We start from the raw sequence: 15660 nt of genomic DNA, 5'->3' as shown, positions 1-15660 counted from the left end.
GTCAGATGCGGTCTTCGGGCGGGGTCGAGGCGCTGCGGCTGAGATGAGGCCCATGCACGACGGGTTGCCGCTCCAGGATCTGCCGGACCTTGCGCACCGCCGTCGAAGCGCGGCTGCGGCGTTGTCGCCACAGCAGCAGCAGCATCGCGCCGAGCGTGGCGATTAGGAAGGGCAGGGGGCCCAGCAGCCAGACCGCCGCGGCGAGGGCGAAATAGTAGGCGCGGACGCCTGCGTTGAAGGCCGAGAGCGCCGGGTTCAAGATCCCCCCGGCGGCCTCGGCGTATTCCGCCAGGACGGCGTGGGGCGCCCACATCGGCGTGGCGCCGATGGCGGCCAGACAGTAGTTCATCTGGCGGATCGACCAGATGAAGTCCAGAAGTCCCCGGGCCAGCGCGATCAGCACAAGGCCCAGCTTGATCTGGAACATCAGCGGCGTGGTCTTGGCCAAGACCGCCAGCCCCTCGACGCTCTTCAAGGCGTTGTCGCCGCCGAACAGAACGCCGGCCGCCGCCGCGATCAGGATCAGGTTCGAGGACGCGAAAAAGCTCGCCGAGTTGATCGCGTGGCCCAGCAGCTGCCCGTCCAGCAGCGCGACCTCGCGGACGGCCATTTCCTGCATCCACCGTCGGCGGATCACCGTCATGTCCGTGTTGAGCACGCCGCCCGCTTCTCCCAGGCGCTTGAGCATCGGCTCATACAGCAGCCAGCAGCAGGCGAAGACGGTCAGGACGAGGATGTCGAGCAACGGCATGGCGAAAGTCTAGACCCGGGCGGAGAGTCGGAAAACCGGCTTAGAGCCTCGCGCGTCGAAACGGAGTCGCTTTGACGCGATAACGAGGCTCTAAATCAAATACTTAGAGCGTGACTTGCGCCGAAACCGGTTCTCACTCTCGGCGTCACGCCCTAGTCTTCGTGGATGAGACTGTGCCGGCTGGTGTCTTTCAGGATGATCGAGCAGATCAGCCCGATGGTCATCACCGCCGCGACATAGACATAGAAGGTGCTCTCCAGGTTCTCGTGCTTGAACGCCAGCGCGACCATCTCGGCCGTCCCGCCGAACAGGACATTGGCCAGAGCATAGGGCAGGGCCACACCCAGGGCGCGGATCTCGGCCGGGAACATCTCGGCCTTCACCACGGCGCTGATCGAGGTGTAGCAGGACTGGAAGGCGACGCCGGCCAGGATCAGGGCCAGGGCCACGCCGACGGAGTTCGTCTGGCTGATGGCGCTCATGATCGGCCAGACGGTCAGGGCGCCGCCGCCGAAGGCGATGATCAGCATCGGCTTGCGACCAAACCGGTCCGACAGCCATCCTGCCAGCGGCTGCATCAGCATGAAGGCGATCAAGCTGAGCGCGCTGATCTCCGAGGCCTGGGCCTTGCTGAAGCCCGCCGTGTTGACCAGGAACTTCTGCATGTAGGTGGTGTAGACATAGAAGGTCAGCGAGCCGCCTGCGGTCAGGCCCATGATCAACAGGCTCTCGCGCGGATGCCGTCGGATCAGCGGCACGATCAGCGACACGAAGAACAGCACCAGGAACGCCGCCCCCGCATACTGGCCGGTCTTGGCCAGCGGGCCGCCCATCAGGCCGACGACGCCGCAGGCGATGGTCAGGGACAGGAAGACGCCCGCGCTGGCGACCTGGCCGCGCGAGAGCGTTTCGCTCTGGGCGGGCCGCTTGAACGAGACGCTCTCTTCCAGGCCGCGGCGGATCCAGAACACCACGACCGCCAGTAGGGCGCCGATCAAGAACGGCACGCGCCACGCCCAGGCCTTGAGCGCCTCTTCGCCCAGCGTGCGCTGCAGGACGATCAGCACGCCCAGCGCCAGCAGCTGCCCGGCGATCAGGGTCACATAGTGGAAGCTCGACCAGAACCCGCGCCGCGCCTTGCCCGCCATTTCGCTCATGTAGGTGGCGCTGGCCCCGTACTCGCCGCCGACCGACAGGCCTTGCAGCACGCGGGCGAACAGCAGGATCGCCGGGGCCCACAGGCCAATGGTCTTGAAGTCGGGCGTGACGGCGATAATGAAGGCGCCGGCGCACATCAGCGACACCGAGACCGACAGGGCCGCGCGACGGCCGGCATGGTCGGCGTAAAGCCCCATCAGCCACGCGCCGATCGGCCGCGCGACAAAGCCGAGGAAGAAGACCGCCGCCGCCTGCAGCAGCTGAACGGTCTGGTCGCCCTTGGGGAAGAAGGCGGGCGCGAAATAGAGGGTGAAGGCGGCGTAGGCGAACCAGTCGTACCATTCGACCAGGTTCCCGGCCGACCCGCCCAGGATCGCCCGGGCTCTGGCCATGGGCGTAAGGCGCGTGGCCTCGGCAGTCGCCGTCATGAAATCTCCCCCTCAGGTCGAGGGGGAGATTAGAGCGTGATAGCCGAAGGTGTGAGCGGTTTCGGCGGCTATCACGCTCTAAATGTTTGAAATAGAGCCTTTAGCCGAACGCCGGCCCAGGGCAAGCTGGGGTTAAAGCCGGCCCATCAGCACCAGGATGATGATGATCACCAGGATCAGGCCAAGGCCGCCGCTGGGGAAATAGCCCCACGAGCGGCTGTGACCCCACGTGGGCAGCGCGCCGATCAGGGCCAGGATCAGGAGAATGATGAGAATCGTGCCGAGCATGGTGCGAAGGTTCCCTCCGAGCCCGCGTCAGCCACCGTGGCGACGCGGGGTCATGGGGGCGGAATTCGCGGCGCCGCTTGTCGGTTCCGAGAAGAAAGGTTCCAAGATTTTTCGAGCGGCGAACGCTTTTTGGTCGTTCGGCTGCGCGTGCTTGGCCAGCTAGAGCGTGAAGCCGAAAGTGGGAACCGGTTTCGGCGCGGGTCACGCTCTAAGTGTTTGATTTAGAGCCTCGTTATCGCGTCAAAACGATTTCGCTTTGACGCGCGACGCTCCAGTCCTAGGACGGCGCGTCTTCGGCCTTGCGGATCTTGATGGCCCAGAGCGTGCCGATCACAGCGCCCTTCACGCGCGGCAGGGTCAGCAGCGTCAGCGCCGCCAGCGGGATCAGCACCACCGGCGCCACGATCCAGGGCGAGGCCTCCCAGATCCAGGGGAAGAACAGCATCGGGGCGATGATGACATGGCCGACAAGGAAGATCGTGAAGTAGGCCGGGCCGTCATCGGCCGGATAAAGGCCCAGTTCGTGACCGCAGGCCTCGCAGATCGGTGAGACCTTCAGATAACGGCGGTAGAGGTGGCCGTCGCCGCAGTTGGGGCAACGATGACTCAGGCCGCGCTTCAGGCCGGTAAGCACGGAGGTGGTGGGCTGGGGTTCGGACATGGCGTCCATATGCGCTCGCGGCGACGGCCAGAAAAGGGCGACCAGCCGTCGCATGAGGAGGGCGAAGCTAGTGCTTGGCGTCGCGGGCGGCGCCGCTGACAGCCTTGCCGGCCGCTGAAACGTCGCGACCCACGCCCTCGATCGTGTTGCACGCCGAGACGAGCAGCGCCGAGGCGGCGATGGCGAGGACGACGAACTTACGCATGTTGTGAACTCCACTCGTTCGCGAGGCGGCGAACCTTAGCCGTACGCCGCCCCCAGCTTCAAGGGCCGGGCGCGGCGTTTGGCTTTGCGCGATTCAGCGAACCCGGCGGACCGAGCTGAAGCGGTCGTTCTGCCGGTTGGGCAGCACGCCGACATCATAGTCGTAGACCCAGCAACGCCCCTGGAAATAGGCGTGTTCGCAGAACTGCCACGCCCCGCGCGAAATGCGCATGGAGGAGGTGCGGTCATTGAAGCCGATGCGCGCCAGGTCCGGCATGTCGCCGCGGATCGGACGGGCGTCACCGTAGAAGTCGCGGTGCTCGAACAGCACGATCCCGCCGCCGCCCCAGCGGTCGCGCCGATCGTCGCGCCGATCATCCCGGCGATCATCGCGACGGTCATAGCGGTCATCACGCTGCTCGTAACGCTGATCGCGACGGTCCCAGTCGCGGTCCTGGGCGACGGCTTGGGTGGTCAGTAGCGCCATGGCGCCGCAGGCGATGAAGAAGGCTGTCTTGCGCATGGAAGGTCCTCCCTAGAGCCTCGCGCGTCAAAACGGCATCGTTTTGATGCGATAACGAGGCGCTAAATCAAATACTTAGAGCGTGACGCGCGCCGAAACCGGTTCCCACTTTCGGCGTCACGCTCTAGCGAACGCGACGGATCGAGCTGATGGCGTCGTTCCACTCGCGCGGCAGCGTGAACTGGTCGGCGTCCAGGCGGCTGCAGCGGCCCTGGTAGTTGGCGTGCTCGCAGATTTCCCACTTGCCGCGGACGATGCGGATCGACGAGGCCTTGTCATTGAAACGCGCGACGCCGAGATCGGGCGTGTCGCCCATCACCTCGTATACACGCCCCTGGTAGCCGGTGTCCTCGAACATCAGGATGTCGCCGCGATACCCGCCGCCACCATTGCCGTAGGGCGGGCGGCCGCCGCCGCCATTCCAGCCGCCGCCGCCTTGGCCGGGGCCGACGAAGCCGGCGCATTGCAGGCGGCCGTCGTAGTTCTCCAGGCCTTGGGCGCCGCAGTCGCGGACGCGGGCGCTGCTCCATTCCCAGCCGCCGCGATCGGTCTGGCAGCGCGCCCAGACCTGGCCGTTGAAGGCCGTGATCTCGCGGCACGAGCGGGTGTAGGAGCCGCGCGGCGGGTCGTCGTAGCGACCGTTCCAGTAAGGGGCCTGGGCCATGGCCGAACCGGCCATGGCCATAACGGACAGGGCGGCGAGCGCGAAGGTCTTACGCATGATGTTCCCCCAACTGAGGCTTGGTCGTTGATGTCAGCTAACCGCTCGGCAACTGAACGGCGGCTGAACGGCTCAGCTCAATCGTTCAGCGTTCGCCGGGTCGATAGTCGACCTTGATGTGGCCCTTCAGCTGATCCTCCGTGAAGCGGACGGGCTTGGTCTTCATGGCCACGAAAAGCGGCGTCTGGTCGGCGTAGTGCGGCGAGGCCGCATCCAGAGTCGCCGAGCCGAACTGGTGGATGCTCTCAGACCGCAGCGCGCCCGCCTTGTCCCAGGTCACAAACATCACGAACGTGTCGCCGCCGTCGGCGGTAGTGGTTCCGTCCTTCTGCGCCTTGCCCCAGACCGACCGGAAGGTGTCGGCGGCCCCGTCGATCGGCAAATCAACCGTGCCGCGCCGTATCCGGTTCACCTGACCCCATTCCGGATCCAGGCGGCCAAAGTGGGTCTTCAGGGTCGTGATGGCCGCGCGCAGGCTCTCGATCGGCCTGGGCGCCGGGTCACCGTTGGAGTGGGCGAAAAGGATCGGCTGGCTCATCAGGGCGGCGAGGGCCGCGCCGCGATTGGCGCGGTCGGCCTGCTTGTCCCAGGCGCGCAGGATCCGCTGCGCCTCCGCGAGGTCCGCGTCGCCCTTGGGGTCGACCGCCAGCACCTCGCGCACCATCGCCATGACGCTGGAGCGGTCGCTGAAGGCGACGTCATACTTGTGGGCGCGGAAGCTCGCGTCGGTGATCGCCCGGTCGGCGCCGAACGTCTCCAGCGCCCGCCACGCGCGGTTGGTCATGTTGTCCTGCAGGCCCATCGAGGCGGGGAAGTCGGCAGGCTTGAGGTTGTCGGCCGCCTCGCTGGCCTGGAACGGGGTGTTGTTGGAGTTGAACACCAGGCCCGACTTGGGATTCCACAGCTGCGGGCTTTGCTCGACCGGCCGATAGCCTTGCCAGATCAGGTCGGAGCGATCGCCCGGCAGCACGCCGCTCCACTCGGCCGCGGCCTTTCGGTTCGGATACTGGCCGTTGTGCACGAAGCCGATATTCCCGGCCGCGTCGGCATAGACGTAGTTCAGGCTGGGAATGGCGTGGGTCGCAATCGCGGCGCGCCACTCCTCCACGGTCCGCGCCCGGTTGAGGCGCCAGTACTGCAACGGCTGGCGCCACTCGCCCATGCCCGCATAGCGGATGGCGAAGACGCCGTGGTCGGTCTCCAGCACCGGCCCGTGCGCCGAGCGCAGCACCGCCTTGCGCACCGGCAGGACGATCGGCCCGAGCAGCTTCACGCGCAGGGTGACATAGCGCTTCTCGAAGTCCCTCCAATGGCCGTCCAGCTTGTACTGGTTCTTGTTCGCCGGGTTAATCGTCAGGCGATAGACGTCGACGAGGTCGGGCTTGGACACGGTGTTGGCCCAGCCGAGCGTGGCGTTGTGGCCGTGCAGCATGAACGGCGAGCCGGGGAAGAAGCCGCCGGCCACATGCCAGCCTTGGCCGCTTTGGACCACGGCCTCGTACCAGGCGACGGGCCCCGTATAGGGCTGGTGGGAGTTGACGAGCAGTCGCGTGGCGCCATCGGCGCTGCGTGAGGGCGCGGTGGCCACGCCGTTAGAGCCCTTGGGCGGTGGTCCCTTTGTGGCCGGGGCCGTGATCCGGCGCAGCTCGCCGTCCAGGCCGTAGAAGAAGGGCTGCTTGAAGATGAAGCCCGCCGCGACGTCCTTGCCCGTGACCGGCAGCAGGCCTGCCCTGGCCTTCTCCGGATGCTTGGCGACGTAGAGGCTCACCCCGTCGGCGTAGGCCTCCATGATCGCGCGAAGGTCCGCCGGCAACGCGTCATAGTGCTTGTCGACGGTGGGCCAGACTTCCAGCAGGGACACCACGTAGTCGGTGGGGGCGGCGCCGGCGCCCTTGCTGCGGGCCAGGACGCCACGCGTGGCCAGCACCACGTCCTGCAGGGTGTCGAAGTCATCCTCGCTCTGGGCGTAGCCCAGGCCGAAGGCGGCGTCGGCGTTGGTGGTCCCGAGAATGTGCGGCACGCCCCATTCGTCGCGCCGGATGCGCACGTCATAGGCCTTTACCTTGTCGAGCAACGCTTGCCGGCTAGGCGCCTTGGGCAGACTGGCGCGGTCGATGGCGATCAGGGCCAGCGCTGCGACCACCACAAGCGCCAGCAACCCGCCGATCCCGCGCAGGATCCACTTCATCCCCGTCTCCCCGTCCCTTGTTCGTTGGCCGCGATCATGGGGGGAGGGCCGGGCGGTGGAAAGGGCCGGGTCCGACGAAACCTTGCTGAAACTTCATGATAACGCTGTTCGCTGACGCGCCGGCGCCTGCTACCAAAGGGCCAACATCAGGGGAGGCGCGCAATGGCTCGCAAGTTCATGGTTCCAGCCTTGGCCGTTCTGGCGTTCGCGGTGGTCGCCCCGGCGATGGCGCAGGTTCCAGCCCACATCGCCAAGGCGGTCGCCGAACCCTCACGTCCCACCGCCGAGACGGCGCGTGACGCCGCCCGCCATCCCGGCGAGATTCTGGCCATGGCGGAGCTGAAGCCCGGCGACGCCGTCGTCGATTTCGTCATGGGCGGGGGATACTTCACCCGCATCATCTCCGGCGCCGTCGGCCCGCAAGGCGTGGTCTACGCCTACCAGCCCGCCGAGTTCATCAAGTTCGCGGCCCGCTACGGCGAGAGCCTCAAAGCCGTGACCGCCGCCTTGCCCAACAGCAAGCCGCTTGACGGGCCCATCACCGCCCTGGACCTACCCGACAATGTCGATGCGGTGATCACCGTCCAGAACTATCACGACATGCACCTCAAGCCGTTCCCGACCGACACGGCGGCCAAGGCAAACGCCGGAATCTTCAAGTCGCTGAAGCCGGGCGGCGTGTTCCTCGTGGTGGACCATTCTGCGGTCGCCGGCTCGGGGATCACCGCCGCCGACACCCTGCACCGGATCGACATCGCCGCGGTCAAGCAGGAGGTCGAGGCGGCCGGCTTCAAGCTGGAGGCTGAAAGCGCGCTGCTGGCCGATCCGGCGGACGCGCGCACGATCAACGTCTTCGACCCGGCCATTCGGGGCAAGACCGATCAGTTCATCCTGAAGTTCCGCAAACCGAACTGACGGGCGCTGGAGCGTGACGCCGAAAGTCGGAACCGGTTCCGACGCGATAACGAAGCTCTAGAGCATTTTTCGAGCGAAGTGGTTCCGGTTCGCGTGAAGAAAAATGCGTCAAAACAAAAGATTAGAGCTCACGGCCTGACGCAGTCAGGTCGTGAAATGCTCTAGGCCGCGCGAGTCTCCTGGCCCATGAAGATGACGCGGGCGCCCTTCGCCACCGCCGCGCCCAGTTCGGCCACGTCCCAGTTGGTCAGCCGCACGCAACCGTGCGAGGCGCGCTTATTGACCAGATGGGGATCCGGCGTGCCGTGGATGCCATAGGTGTCCTTGGTCAGGTCGATCCAGGTCGAGCCGACCGGATTGTTGGGCCCGGCCTTGATGGTCAGCTTGGTCTTCGCCTTGCCGAACGTCAGGCGCGAAGGATCGTAGGTGTAGGTCGGGCGCGGGGCCAGCGTTCGAACGGCCCACTCGCCCTGGGGGGCGGGGCGCTCGGCGCTGCCGACGGTCGCGGGATAGACGGCGAGCTGCGTCCCGGCGGCGTCGAACACCCGGACCTGGCCCAGGGTCTTGTCGATTTCGATCCGCTCGACCTTGCGATCCAGGGTGTCGCTGCCGACGGCGGCGACGACGATGGTCGTTCCCGCGACGCCGAAGTCCACGCCGGGGTTCAGCGCCTGCAGCAACGCCTCATCCATGTGAAACCGCTCCGCCAGCATCTCCAGCGGGGTCGCGTAGTTGAGGGCGGGCAGGGCCGCCATGGCCTCGTAGTCGTCCTTGGGGAGGGCGGGGGTGAACGGGCCGGCCACGTCCTCTGCGGTGATGCTGTAGTCGACCAGGACGGGTCCGCTGTCGGCCGTGGTGAGGGCGTCCAGCAGCGCCTGGCTGACCTGTCCGTCCGGCGTGATCCTCTGCGCGGTTTGGAACGCCTTGATCGCCAGGGTCAGGTTGGTCCCCTCCCGGCCGTCGATCACGCCGGGGGAGAAATGCGCACGGTCGAGAAGCGTCTGGATCCTCACCAGGACGTCGCGTCGTGCTTCGGGCGTCGCGGCGTTCGGATCAAACCGCGCGGCATTGAGCGCCTGCGCGAGGGGCGACTGCGAGGCCAGGGCGGCAGGAGCGGGAGGCTTGGGGGTCTCGACCTTCTGCACCGTGCGTCCGGCTGGCGGCTTGGCAGGGCGGGGATCGTCACATGCGCTAAGGACCAGAACAGCCAGAAGGGCGATACGGGAAGCCAGACCAGTCATACGCTCTCCAGGCGGAACACTCCGCCGTCTCAAACCTTGAGCGATGACGAAGTTCCATCAGGCGGGAGATCGACGTGAGAGCGCTGCGCCGGCTGATGCTGGGATTAGTCCTGCTGATCGGCGCGGCCGGCGGCCTCTGGCTGTGGTGGCCGTCGACGCCGGACAGCGACGCGCCTCAGCGGGCCGAGGGGCCGCAAAGCGCCTACATCCCGTCCATCGATCCGCCGGCGGGATCCCCGATGCGCGTCGGGGATCCGGGCGCTTGCGATCAGGGGGCTGCGCCGGTGGGGGCCGCCGCCGCCAACGCGCTGTCGCTCTCCGCCCTGGCCTGGTCGCCCTTCGGAAAGCCCGAGCAGGGCTGGGAGATCTACGCGCCGCGGATCGCCGCCGAGATCGGCGCGACCTGCGGACCGCAGACCCAGGCCTTCGCCGCCGCCCTGGCGCGATGGCAAGGCGCGCGCGGCTTGCGCCCGAGCGGCGTGCTCGATCCGGAAACCTTCGCTGCGATGGCGCCGGGCTGGCATCTGGCGCGGCCCTTCGTGCGGGTGAACCGGCAAGGCCTGTGTCCCGGCGCGCCGCCCGAGGCGATGCTGGTCTCAGCGACGCCCGCCGAGACCTATGGCGGCAAGGCCGTGCGCCTGCGCCCCGCCGCTATGGCGGCCTACCGGCGCATGGTCGAGGCGGCCAGGGCCGACGGCGTGTCGACCCGCACCGGCCAGTTGGCGATCTTCTCGGGCTTTCGCGCGCCGGACGCCGATGCGGCGCGTTGCGCCCGCGAGCGCAACTGCCAGGGCCTTGTGCGGACGATCTGCTCGGCGCACCGGACGGGGCTGGCGGTCGACCTGGTGCTCGAGCGCGCGCCCGGCTTCGGGCCGGCCTCGGCCGACGACGCCAACCGCCTGGCGATGGCGCGCTCGCCGGCCTATCGCTGGATGGTGGCCCACGCGGGCCGCTTCGGGTTCGTGAACTATGTCTACGAGCCCTGGCACTGGGAGTGGACCGGCGAGCCGCTGCTGCCCGAGCGGCCGATCTCCAGCCTGCCGCAAGCCGGCTCGGAGCCGGTCACGGACCCTCCGCCCGAGCCCTGACCGTCAAGCGCCCTCAGGCGGTCAACGCGTCATCCAGGGCTTGGACTTGCCCGTCGGCGCGGCGGCGCTGGCGCGTTCGACCTTGCCGCTGGAGGCCTTGGGGCCGTGGCCGTGGCGGCCCTGGGCGGCCTTCTTCAGGCGCAGGGCGCGCTGCATCGGCGTCTCGCCGTCGGGGGCGGTGTCGGTCTTGTCGGTCATCCCTGCGATGTAGGCCCGCAAAGGCGCCTTGAGAAGGCCGCGCTTGCCCTTCAGTCTGGAAAGATGTCGCTGCGTCACCCGCTTTCCGCCCTGATCCTGCTGACCGCCCTTGGCGGGGCGAGCGCCCACGCGCAAGTCAAGACCCCGCCGCCCGAGGAGCCCAACGCGGTCTCGCCGGTGCTGATCCTGCCGCCGACCCTGCCGCCGAAGCTCGTGTCCAGCTACCCCGCCCAGGACCAGATGGTGGCCCCCGGCGTGCTGATCCTGAAGGTCGCCTTCGACCAGCAGATGTCCCCGACCGCCTGGAACTACGCCCCCGCCGACGGCGTCGAGCCGATGGACTGCGTCAAGACCCCGCGCCTGCTGGCCGACCAGAAGACCTTTGTCCTGCTGTGCCGGGTCCAGGCCAATCGGACCTATGGCGTTACCCTCAACGCCGAGCGGACGGGCGGTTTCGCCAACCTCGGCGACAACCCCGCCCAGACCGCCGTGCTGACCTTCAAGGTCGGCGCCGAGGCGCCCGTCACCACGCTGCGCCGGGCCATGACCGCGGCGGGCCTCAAGGACGACCAGACCCCCGTCCAGGACGCCCCGCCCGTGGCCCCGCCGGTATCCGCCCCCACCCCCGCCGGCCGCTAAGCTTCGCCGCTGGCGCAGCGCGCGCGGCTAACGCATCATCGCCCCATGACGGGGGAATCGAGCGGACGCGATTGGACGGGGGCGGACCTCGCGGTGGTGGTGGGTGACTACATCGCCCAGCTGGAGAAGACGCTCGCCGGCAAGCCCGTCGACCGCGCCGCCCACGACCGCACCGTCCGCTTCGTCACCGGCAAGGCCGACGGCCCGATCAGCTGGAAGCAGGGCGAGATCTCGGCGGTGCTGTCGCTGATCGGCGTGCCGATCCTCAAGGACCAGCCGCCCCGCTGGGCCTATGACAACGACCTGCTCGACGCGGTCGAGGAGCAGCTGGCCGCCAAGCCCGCCCTGCTGGCCGCCGCCGTCCGCCCCGCCGCCCTGTTCGCCGCTCCCAGCGCCATCCCGCTGATCGAGGCCGCGCCGCCCAGGCCCATGCCGATGACCGAGCGCCTGGTCCGGGCCATCCAGCGCTTCGACATGGGAAGCCGCGAGGCCGACGACCGCTTCCTCAAGGGCCTGGGCGTGGCCAGCATCGTCGCCCACGAGGCCCGCCGCCTGTCGGATCGCGGCCGCCCGGACCTGGCCGGCCGCATCCGACCCGCGCGCGGCGGCGACCCCGAGGGCTGCGACGTCATCAGCTTTGGCCTTGATGAGATCCCGCGCCTGATCGTGGTCAAGGCCACCCTGGCCGGCGAAGTCGCTCCCTTCGGCCTCACCCAGGCCGAGTACGACCTCTCCAGAGCCCAGCCCCACGCCTTCCGCATCCGCCGCGTCTACGACCTCTTGGGCGAGGGGCGGTTCTACCGGCTCAAGCCGCCGTTCGGGTGAGGCGAGGGCGGGGCGGCCGGCGTCAGGATGGGACTTGCTCATGGGCCGTAAAATACGGCCGCTCCGGATACCGAGGACGCAGCGGGGCGTAGAGCGGGATCGGGATGAGGGATTTCAGCGGGTTAGGGGCGGGAGGGGGCGACTTTGGACCAGGACTGGGGTTTGCGGACGGCTACGGGCCGGCGTCGAGAAGATCGCTTGCGACCCGCACTTGCCCCTAGGTCGGCTACGCGGACTCCTCCCCCGCAAGGGGGAGGATTGAGAAGCTTGACGACGAACTGTCGCCTAAGCCGTGCCCCGCCGCGCGAGACCCGCCGTTGATCACTCCGGGTGGCTGCCACTGCTTGCCGTATCGTCGGCCGGAGGCGCATTGGGATCGGTCACGGTGAAGGTGATTGAGCCGGCGGCGGTGGAGGTCGTCTTACCGATCGTCGCGGAGGCGGCATAGTTCACGTAGTACTTTCCCGGCAGGGTCACCGCGGTCTTCAGATCGTCGGTGAAATTGCTGGCCTGGCGCGGGCTGTCCGGGGTTTTGAAGAGGTCGTAGATGACGGTGACCGTGCCGTCCTCCGCCTCGATCTCAAGGCTCATGAGATCGACCACCTGATTGAACGCGAGACTGACGCGTTCGACGGGGGCGACGACCTCAGCCTCGTTGCGCGGGTGCGAGGCGACTAGGCGGATCTCGCTCTGGGCCTTCGCAGGCGCCGCACTGGTCAACGCGGCGCCGACAGCAGCGGCGATGACGATCGCTCGAAAAGGGTTCTGCATGATGATGTCCCGATGAGATGAGCGGGCGGGCACAGCGGATGTCCCCAGCCTGCTCGATTGAAGGTGTTGTGGTTTCAGCAGCCTTCCGGCTTCTTCTTGCTCTTGGCGAGACCGCCCAGCATCCCGCCGATCTGGGCCCCCTGGCTTCCGCCGACCGCGCCGCCAAGCGCAGCGCCGGTCGCGGCCCCCACAACCGACGAGCAGGAATTGGGTTGGGTGGGAGCCGCAGTCGTGGCGGTAGCGGGCGCCGCCTTGCCGGACGGCGCCGCACCACCGGCGCCGCCGCGGCTGGCGAAATAGGCCTCCGCCGCCGGGGAGAACGTATCGCCCACCGACTTGGTGTCGCCGCGATTGCGCAGCGTCCAGGCATAGACTTCGTTGAAATCCTTGGCCCCGGCGTTGTCGGCGCGGGCGCGGTCGATGCCCTCATAGCCGCTGGTGCACCAAATCCCCCACTCGGCCAACTCGCCGGGCTTGCAGGCCTTGCCATTGCTGAGGCGCGCCACGGTGGGCTGTTCAAAGGTGGTGTAACAGGCCGCAAGATCGCGGGTGGAGGCCCAGCCGAGCGGGCAGCGCGCATTGGGGGCGGGCTTGGTCAGCCGGTTCGCTTGCGACGAACGGGTTTCGGCGGAGACGGCCACGCTCTTGTGCGTGGTGCAGTAGCGGCTGCCCTCCGGATAGTAGCCGGTGGGACAGGCTTCGCTGCTGCTGCTGCGCACCATGACGCGGGGCGCGGTATCGCTGATCGGGTAGCAGTTGCCAACTAATCCAGGGACGCGGTTGGGGCCTGTTCCGCCTTCGCGCCAGTTGAACGGGCAGATGCTGATCTTGGGCACTGAGTCGGTCCTCTGGGCGAGCGCGGGGACCGGTGTCCCGAGCGTTGCAACGAGCGAAGGGGCGGCAAGAGCGATCGCGGCAAGGAGGGCCGGGCTGCGGCCGGCTCGGGTACGGGCGATCATGGCGGGGGGATCCTCATTGCTGTTGGCGGCAAGGCCGATATCAGTGCGGATCCGCAACTAAGCTGGCCTCAGGCGCCGGGCCATGCCATGCGGGTGGCTGCCATGACATGGCATGGGGCATCGCTGGAACGGAGCGGCGGGGTGAAGAGCGGGGTGAACTGGCGCCAGATTCTGGCGCTGGCTGGGGCGATTGCAGCCGTCCAACTGATCTACTGGCAACTGATCGACAAGCCGCTGTTCAATGCGCCACTGGCGCAGGCGCCCGCCTTTATCGAGGTGAGCGACGTAGCAGTCGCGCGGCTTGAACGGGCGACGCTGCGCGACGCCGCCAGCGCACGCTATGAGCCCATCCAGCTGCCCTGGACCCATTGCTGCGACCCTGCGGTGCATTCGGTGCGCGCGCATTTCCGACTGGATAAGGTTCCGGAGACGGGACTCGGGCTGATTTCGACACTCCAGGTGGACAACTATCTGCTGGCCATCAACGGAACGCTGCTGGTTGGCGAGGGGCGGATGCAACCGGGCAACGGGACGTTCCATGGGCAGAAGATGTTTCTGACCCGCATCCCCGCAGGGCTGCTCAAGCGCGGCGACAATCAGCTGACCTATGTGACGCTACGTGACGGCTTCCCCTACGCCGACATTTCCCCGCCTCTGATCGCAGAATACGAAGCGATGCGAGCGTTCTCTGCGAACCGGTTGTGGAGCACCAACGAATTCTACCGCTATGCCGCCGGCCTGATGGCGCTTCTCGGGATGTTGTCGCTGATCATGGTAGCGCGGGCCGAGGACTGGCGGCTTCCCGCATGGCTGTCGGCCCTCTGCTTCGCGTTTGTTGGCAATTATCTCTATGCGATCCAACTCGACCCTGGAGTCGACGGCTGGGCGCGGATGGCGGGGTTCTTCCTGCTCAACATGGCGGTTCCGGTCGCGCTGCTATGCTTCATCGACGAATGGACCGGGCGCCCCGTTCGCTATCTCAAACGGGTAGCGCTCAGCCTCTTTGCGGTAGCCGGCGTTTATGTCGTCTGGTCGGTCTATCGCGTGCCGATGCCGGACGGGTTCGACCGCCCGGCGGAACTCTGGTCCTGGTTTCTGGTCGTCATGGGAGCCGCGATTGCGCTGCGCATCGGCTGGCACTTCGCGCGCTTGGACGAGACCCGGATCGCTGAAAGCGCCTTGCTGACGGTGTGCGTGGTCGCAATCCTGTTCGACGGCGCGAGCCGATGGTTTCCCGATCTGGGCGAAGCGAACCTCCACAACTCCGCGCCGTTCCTGATGCTGGCCATGCTCGCGGCGTTTCTTGCGCGCAATTTCCGGCTCTTCCGGTCACAGGCGACGCTCACCGCCGACCTGCGCGCCAAGGTCGCTGAGCGCGAGGCGGAACTGGCGCTCGCCCATGCCCGCGAGAGGGAATTGGTGCGCCAGCAGGCGCACGATTCTGAGCGTCGCAGGATCATGCAGGACATTCATGACGGGCTGGGCAGTCAGCTGATGTCGATGATGCTCGCCGCGCGGCTGGGCGAGGCGGAGCCGGCGGCGGTCGCCGATGGCCTACAGGCCGTCATCGACGAAATGCGACTGATGGTCGACTCAATGGACTCGGTGGGAGAATCGCTTGGCGCAGCGCTGGCGACCTTCCGTGCGCGCATCCAGCCGCGCATCGCCGCGGCCGGCGTCGTCTGCCATTGGCAGCAGGCCGAGCTTGCGGAGAGCCTCGACCATCGCTTTGGCCCGCGCGAGGTTCTGCAGATCTTTCGTATCATGCAGGAGGCGGTGACCAACGCCCTGCGCCACGCGGGCGCCGACAGCATCGAGATTGCGGTCGGTGTCGGTCCGGACGGCGCTTTGCTGGTCAGCGTCAGCGACAATGGTCGCGGCGGCGCCGGCCTGGGTAGCGATGCGGGCCGAGGTCTAGCCAACATGCAACGCCGCGCCGCTGCGGTCGGGGGAGCACTTGCGATATCGTCCCCGCCTGGGCGCGGAACACGGATCGCGCTGCACGTTCCGGGCGAGAACAGCGTGGCTGCGGACGATGCGTCCTTGCCATGAACGCGTGGGCGCCATGGCATGGTGCGACTGATCGTGAACTGGTAGCGATA

Annotated in this window: 17 protein-coding genes; 5 read left to right on the top strand and 12 right to left on the bottom strand. The window is 67.6% G+C overall.

The window, feature by feature from the left end; genetic code table 11:
* Nucleotide 1 precedes the first annotated feature (1 nt).
* The 8 genes from J2X45_RS06990 to J2X45_RS06955 all read right to left on the bottom strand — a co-directional run bounded on the left by J2X45_RS06990 (nt 2) and on the right by J2X45_RS06955 (nt 6922).
* Entirely contained in the window at nt 2-751 is a 750-nt protein-coding gene (locus tag J2X45_RS06990; RefSeq protein ID WP_310213004.1) for a DUF599 family protein, read from the bottom strand.
* A gap of 152 nt (nt 752-903) precedes the next feature.
* On the bottom strand, nt 904-2337 hold the full coding sequence (locus J2X45_RS06985) for an MFS transporter (protein ID WP_310213000.1): 1434 nt from the start codon (nt 2335-2337) through the stop codon (nt 904-906).
* A gap of 132 nt (nt 2338-2469) precedes the next feature.
* Complete coding sequence (locus tag J2X45_RS06980) at nt 2470-2625, bottom strand: DUF3309 family protein (RefSeq protein WP_310212998.1); 156 nt, start codon at nt 2623-2625, stop codon at nt 2470-2472.
* Between the two features lie 277 nt (nt 2626-2902).
* Nucleotides 2903-3295 (bottom strand): DUF983 domain-containing protein, encoded by a 393-nt coding sequence (locus J2X45_RS06975; RefSeq protein WP_310212995.1) that lies wholly within the window; start codon nt 3293-3295, stop codon nt 2903-2905.
* A 58-nt stretch (nt 3296-3353) separates the two neighbouring features.
* Nucleotides 3354-3491 (bottom strand): entericidin A/B family lipoprotein, encoded by a 138-nt coding sequence (locus tag J2X45_RS06970; protein ID WP_310212992.1) that lies wholly within the window; start codon nt 3489-3491, stop codon nt 3354-3356.
* Nucleotides 3492-3584: 93 nt separating this feature from the next.
* Nucleotides 3585-4013, bottom strand: a complete 429-nt coding sequence (locus J2X45_RS06965) for a beta/gamma crystallin family protein (RefSeq protein WP_310212989.1) — start codon at nt 4011-4013, stop codon at nt 3585-3587.
* A gap of 124 nt (nt 4014-4137) precedes the next feature.
* On the bottom strand, nt 4138-4734 hold the full coding sequence (locus J2X45_RS06960) for a beta/gamma crystallin-related protein (RefSeq protein ID WP_310212988.1): 597 nt from the start codon (nt 4732-4734) through the stop codon (nt 4138-4140).
* Between the two features lie 85 nt (nt 4735-4819).
* Nucleotides 4820-6922 carry an acylase gene (locus J2X45_RS06955; RefSeq protein WP_310212985.1) on the bottom strand — a complete coding sequence of 701 codons (2103 nt, stop codon included), beginning with the start codon at nt 6920-6922 and terminating at the stop codon, nt 4820-4822.
* Between the two features lie 162 nt (nt 6923-7084).
* On the opposite strand from J2X45_RS06955, the gene J2X45_RS06950 reads away from it, so the two are divergent.
* The gene (locus J2X45_RS06950; RefSeq protein WP_310212982.1) at nt 7085-7837 is read left to right on the top strand and encodes a class I SAM-dependent methyltransferase; all 753 of its coding nucleotides are present in this window, start codon (nt 7085-7087) and stop codon (nt 7835-7837) included.
* 161 nt (nt 7838-7998) lie between these two features.
* On the opposite strand, the gene J2X45_RS06945 is transcribed toward J2X45_RS06950, so the two are convergent.
* Nucleotides 7999-9078, bottom strand: a complete 1080-nt coding sequence (locus J2X45_RS06945) for a L,D-transpeptidase (protein ID WP_310212979.1) — start codon at nt 9076-9078, stop codon at nt 7999-8001.
* A 74-nt stretch (nt 9079-9152) separates the two neighbouring features.
* Here J2X45_RS06945 and J2X45_RS06940 point away from each other — a divergent pair, with 74 nt between their 5' ends.
* On the top strand, nt 9153-10166 hold the full coding sequence (locus J2X45_RS06940) for a M15 family metallopeptidase (protein WP_310212977.1): 1014 nt from the start codon (nt 9153-9155) through the stop codon (nt 10164-10166).
* A 21-nt stretch (nt 10167-10187) separates the two neighbouring features.
* Here J2X45_RS06940 and J2X45_RS06935 read toward each other — a convergent pair whose 3' ends face one another.
* A complete protein-coding gene (locus J2X45_RS06935) occupies nt 10188-10364 on the bottom strand; it encodes a hypothetical protein (RefSeq protein ID WP_062096230.1) in 177 nt (58 codons plus the stop codon).
* A gap of 63 nt (nt 10365-10427) precedes the next feature.
* On the opposite strand from J2X45_RS06935, the gene J2X45_RS06930 reads away from it, so the two are divergent.
* Both J2X45_RS06930 and J2X45_RS06925 read left to right on the top strand, forming a co-directional pair.
* Nucleotides 10428-11003 (top strand): hypothetical protein, encoded by a 576-nt coding sequence (locus J2X45_RS06930; protein ID WP_310212975.1) that lies wholly within the window; start codon nt 10428-10430, stop codon nt 11001-11003.
* Between the two features lie 45 nt (nt 11004-11048).
* The gene (locus J2X45_RS06925) at nt 11049-11828 is read left to right on the top strand and encodes a hypothetical protein (protein WP_310212974.1); all 780 of its coding nucleotides are present in this window, start codon (nt 11049-11051) and stop codon (nt 11826-11828) included.
* A gap of 321 nt (nt 11829-12149) precedes the next feature.
* On the opposite strand, the gene J2X45_RS06920 is transcribed toward J2X45_RS06925, so the two are convergent.
* Entirely contained in the window at nt 12150-12599 is a 450-nt protein-coding gene (locus tag J2X45_RS06920; RefSeq protein WP_310212970.1) for a copper resistance protein CopC, read from the bottom strand.
* A 74-nt stretch (nt 12600-12673) separates the two neighbouring features.
* Nucleotides 12674-13435: a hypothetical protein gene (locus J2X45_RS06915; protein WP_310212968.1), complete on the bottom strand. Its 762-nt coding sequence runs from the start codon at nt 13433-13435 to the stop codon at nt 12674-12676.
* A 210-nt stretch (nt 13436-13645) separates the two neighbouring features.
* On the opposite strand from J2X45_RS06915, the gene J2X45_RS06910 reads away from it, so the two are divergent.
* A complete protein-coding gene (locus J2X45_RS06910) occupies nt 13646-15610 on the top strand; it encodes an ATP-binding protein (RefSeq protein WP_310212965.1) in 1965 nt (654 codons plus the stop codon).
* The last annotated feature ends 50 nt before the right edge of the window (nt 15611-15660 follow it).

The organism is Caulobacter sp. BE264 (assembly GCF_031457805.1).
Lineage (GTDB): Bacteria > Pseudomonadota > Alphaproteobacteria > Caulobacterales > Caulobacteraceae > Caulobacter.
Note: the sequence above shows the minus strand (reverse complement) of the source record. Positions and strands in the feature narration are given on the sequence as shown.

What these genes read in the sequence shown, in the direction of transcription:
- J2X45_RS06970 (WP_310212992.1), bottom strand. Translation starts at nt 3,491, where the DNA reads ATGCGTAAGTTCGTCGTCCTCGCCATCGCCGCCTCGGCGCTGCTCGTC.
- J2X45_RS06945 (WP_310212979.1), bottom strand. Translation starts at nt 9,078, where the DNA reads ATGACTGGTCTGGCTTCCCGTATCGCCCTTCTGGCTGTTCTGGTCCTT.
- J2X45_RS06920 (WP_310212970.1), bottom strand. Translation starts at nt 12,599, where the DNA reads ATGCAGAACCCTTTTCGAGCGATCGTCATCGCCGCTGCTGTCGGCGCC.
- J2X45_RS06910 (WP_310212965.1), top strand. Translation starts at nt 13,646, where the DNA reads ATGCGGGTGGCTGCCATGACATGGCATGGGGCATCGCTGGAACGGAGC.
- J2X45_RS06950 (WP_310212982.1), top strand. Translation starts at nt 7,085, where the DNA reads ATGGCTCGCAAGTTCATGGTTCCAGCCTTGGCCGTTCTGGCGTTCGCG.
- J2X45_RS06930 (WP_310212975.1), top strand. Translation starts at nt 10,428, where the DNA reads ATGTCGCTGCGTCACCCGCTTTCCGCCCTGATCCTGCTGACCGCCCTT.
- J2X45_RS06965 (WP_310212989.1), bottom strand. Translation starts at nt 4,013, where the DNA reads ATGCGCAAGACAGCCTTCTTCATCGCCTGCGGCGCCATGGCGCTACTG.
- J2X45_RS06985 (WP_310213000.1), bottom strand. Translation starts at nt 2,337, where the DNA reads ATGACGGCGACTGCCGAGGCCACGCGCCTTACGCCCATGGCCAGAGCC.
- J2X45_RS06955 (WP_310212985.1), bottom strand. Translation starts at nt 6,922, where the DNA reads ATGAAGTGGATCCTGCGCGGGATCGGCGGGTTGCTGGCGCTTGTGGTG.
- J2X45_RS06990 (WP_310213004.1), bottom strand. Translation starts at nt 751, where the DNA reads ATGCCGTTGCTCGACATCCTCGTCCTGACCGTCTTCGCCTGCTGCTGG.
- J2X45_RS06975 (WP_310212995.1), bottom strand. Translation starts at nt 3,295, where the DNA reads ATGGACGCCATGTCCGAACCCCAGCCCACCACCTCCGTGCTTACCGGC.
- J2X45_RS06960 (WP_310212988.1), bottom strand. Translation starts at nt 4,734, where the DNA reads ATGCGTAAGACCTTCGCGCTCGCCGCCCTGTCCGTTATGGCCATGGCC.
- J2X45_RS06980 (WP_310212998.1), bottom strand. Translation starts at nt 2,625, where the DNA reads ATGCTCGGCACGATTCTCATCATTCTCCTGATCCTGGCCCTGATCGGC.
- J2X45_RS06935 (WP_062096230.1), bottom strand. Translation starts at nt 10,364, where the DNA reads ATGACCGACAAGACCGACACCGCCCCCGACGGCGAGACGCCGATGCAG.
- J2X45_RS06925 (WP_310212974.1), top strand. Translation starts at nt 11,049, where the DNA reads ATGACGGGGGAATCGAGCGGACGCGATTGGACGGGGGCGGACCTCGCG.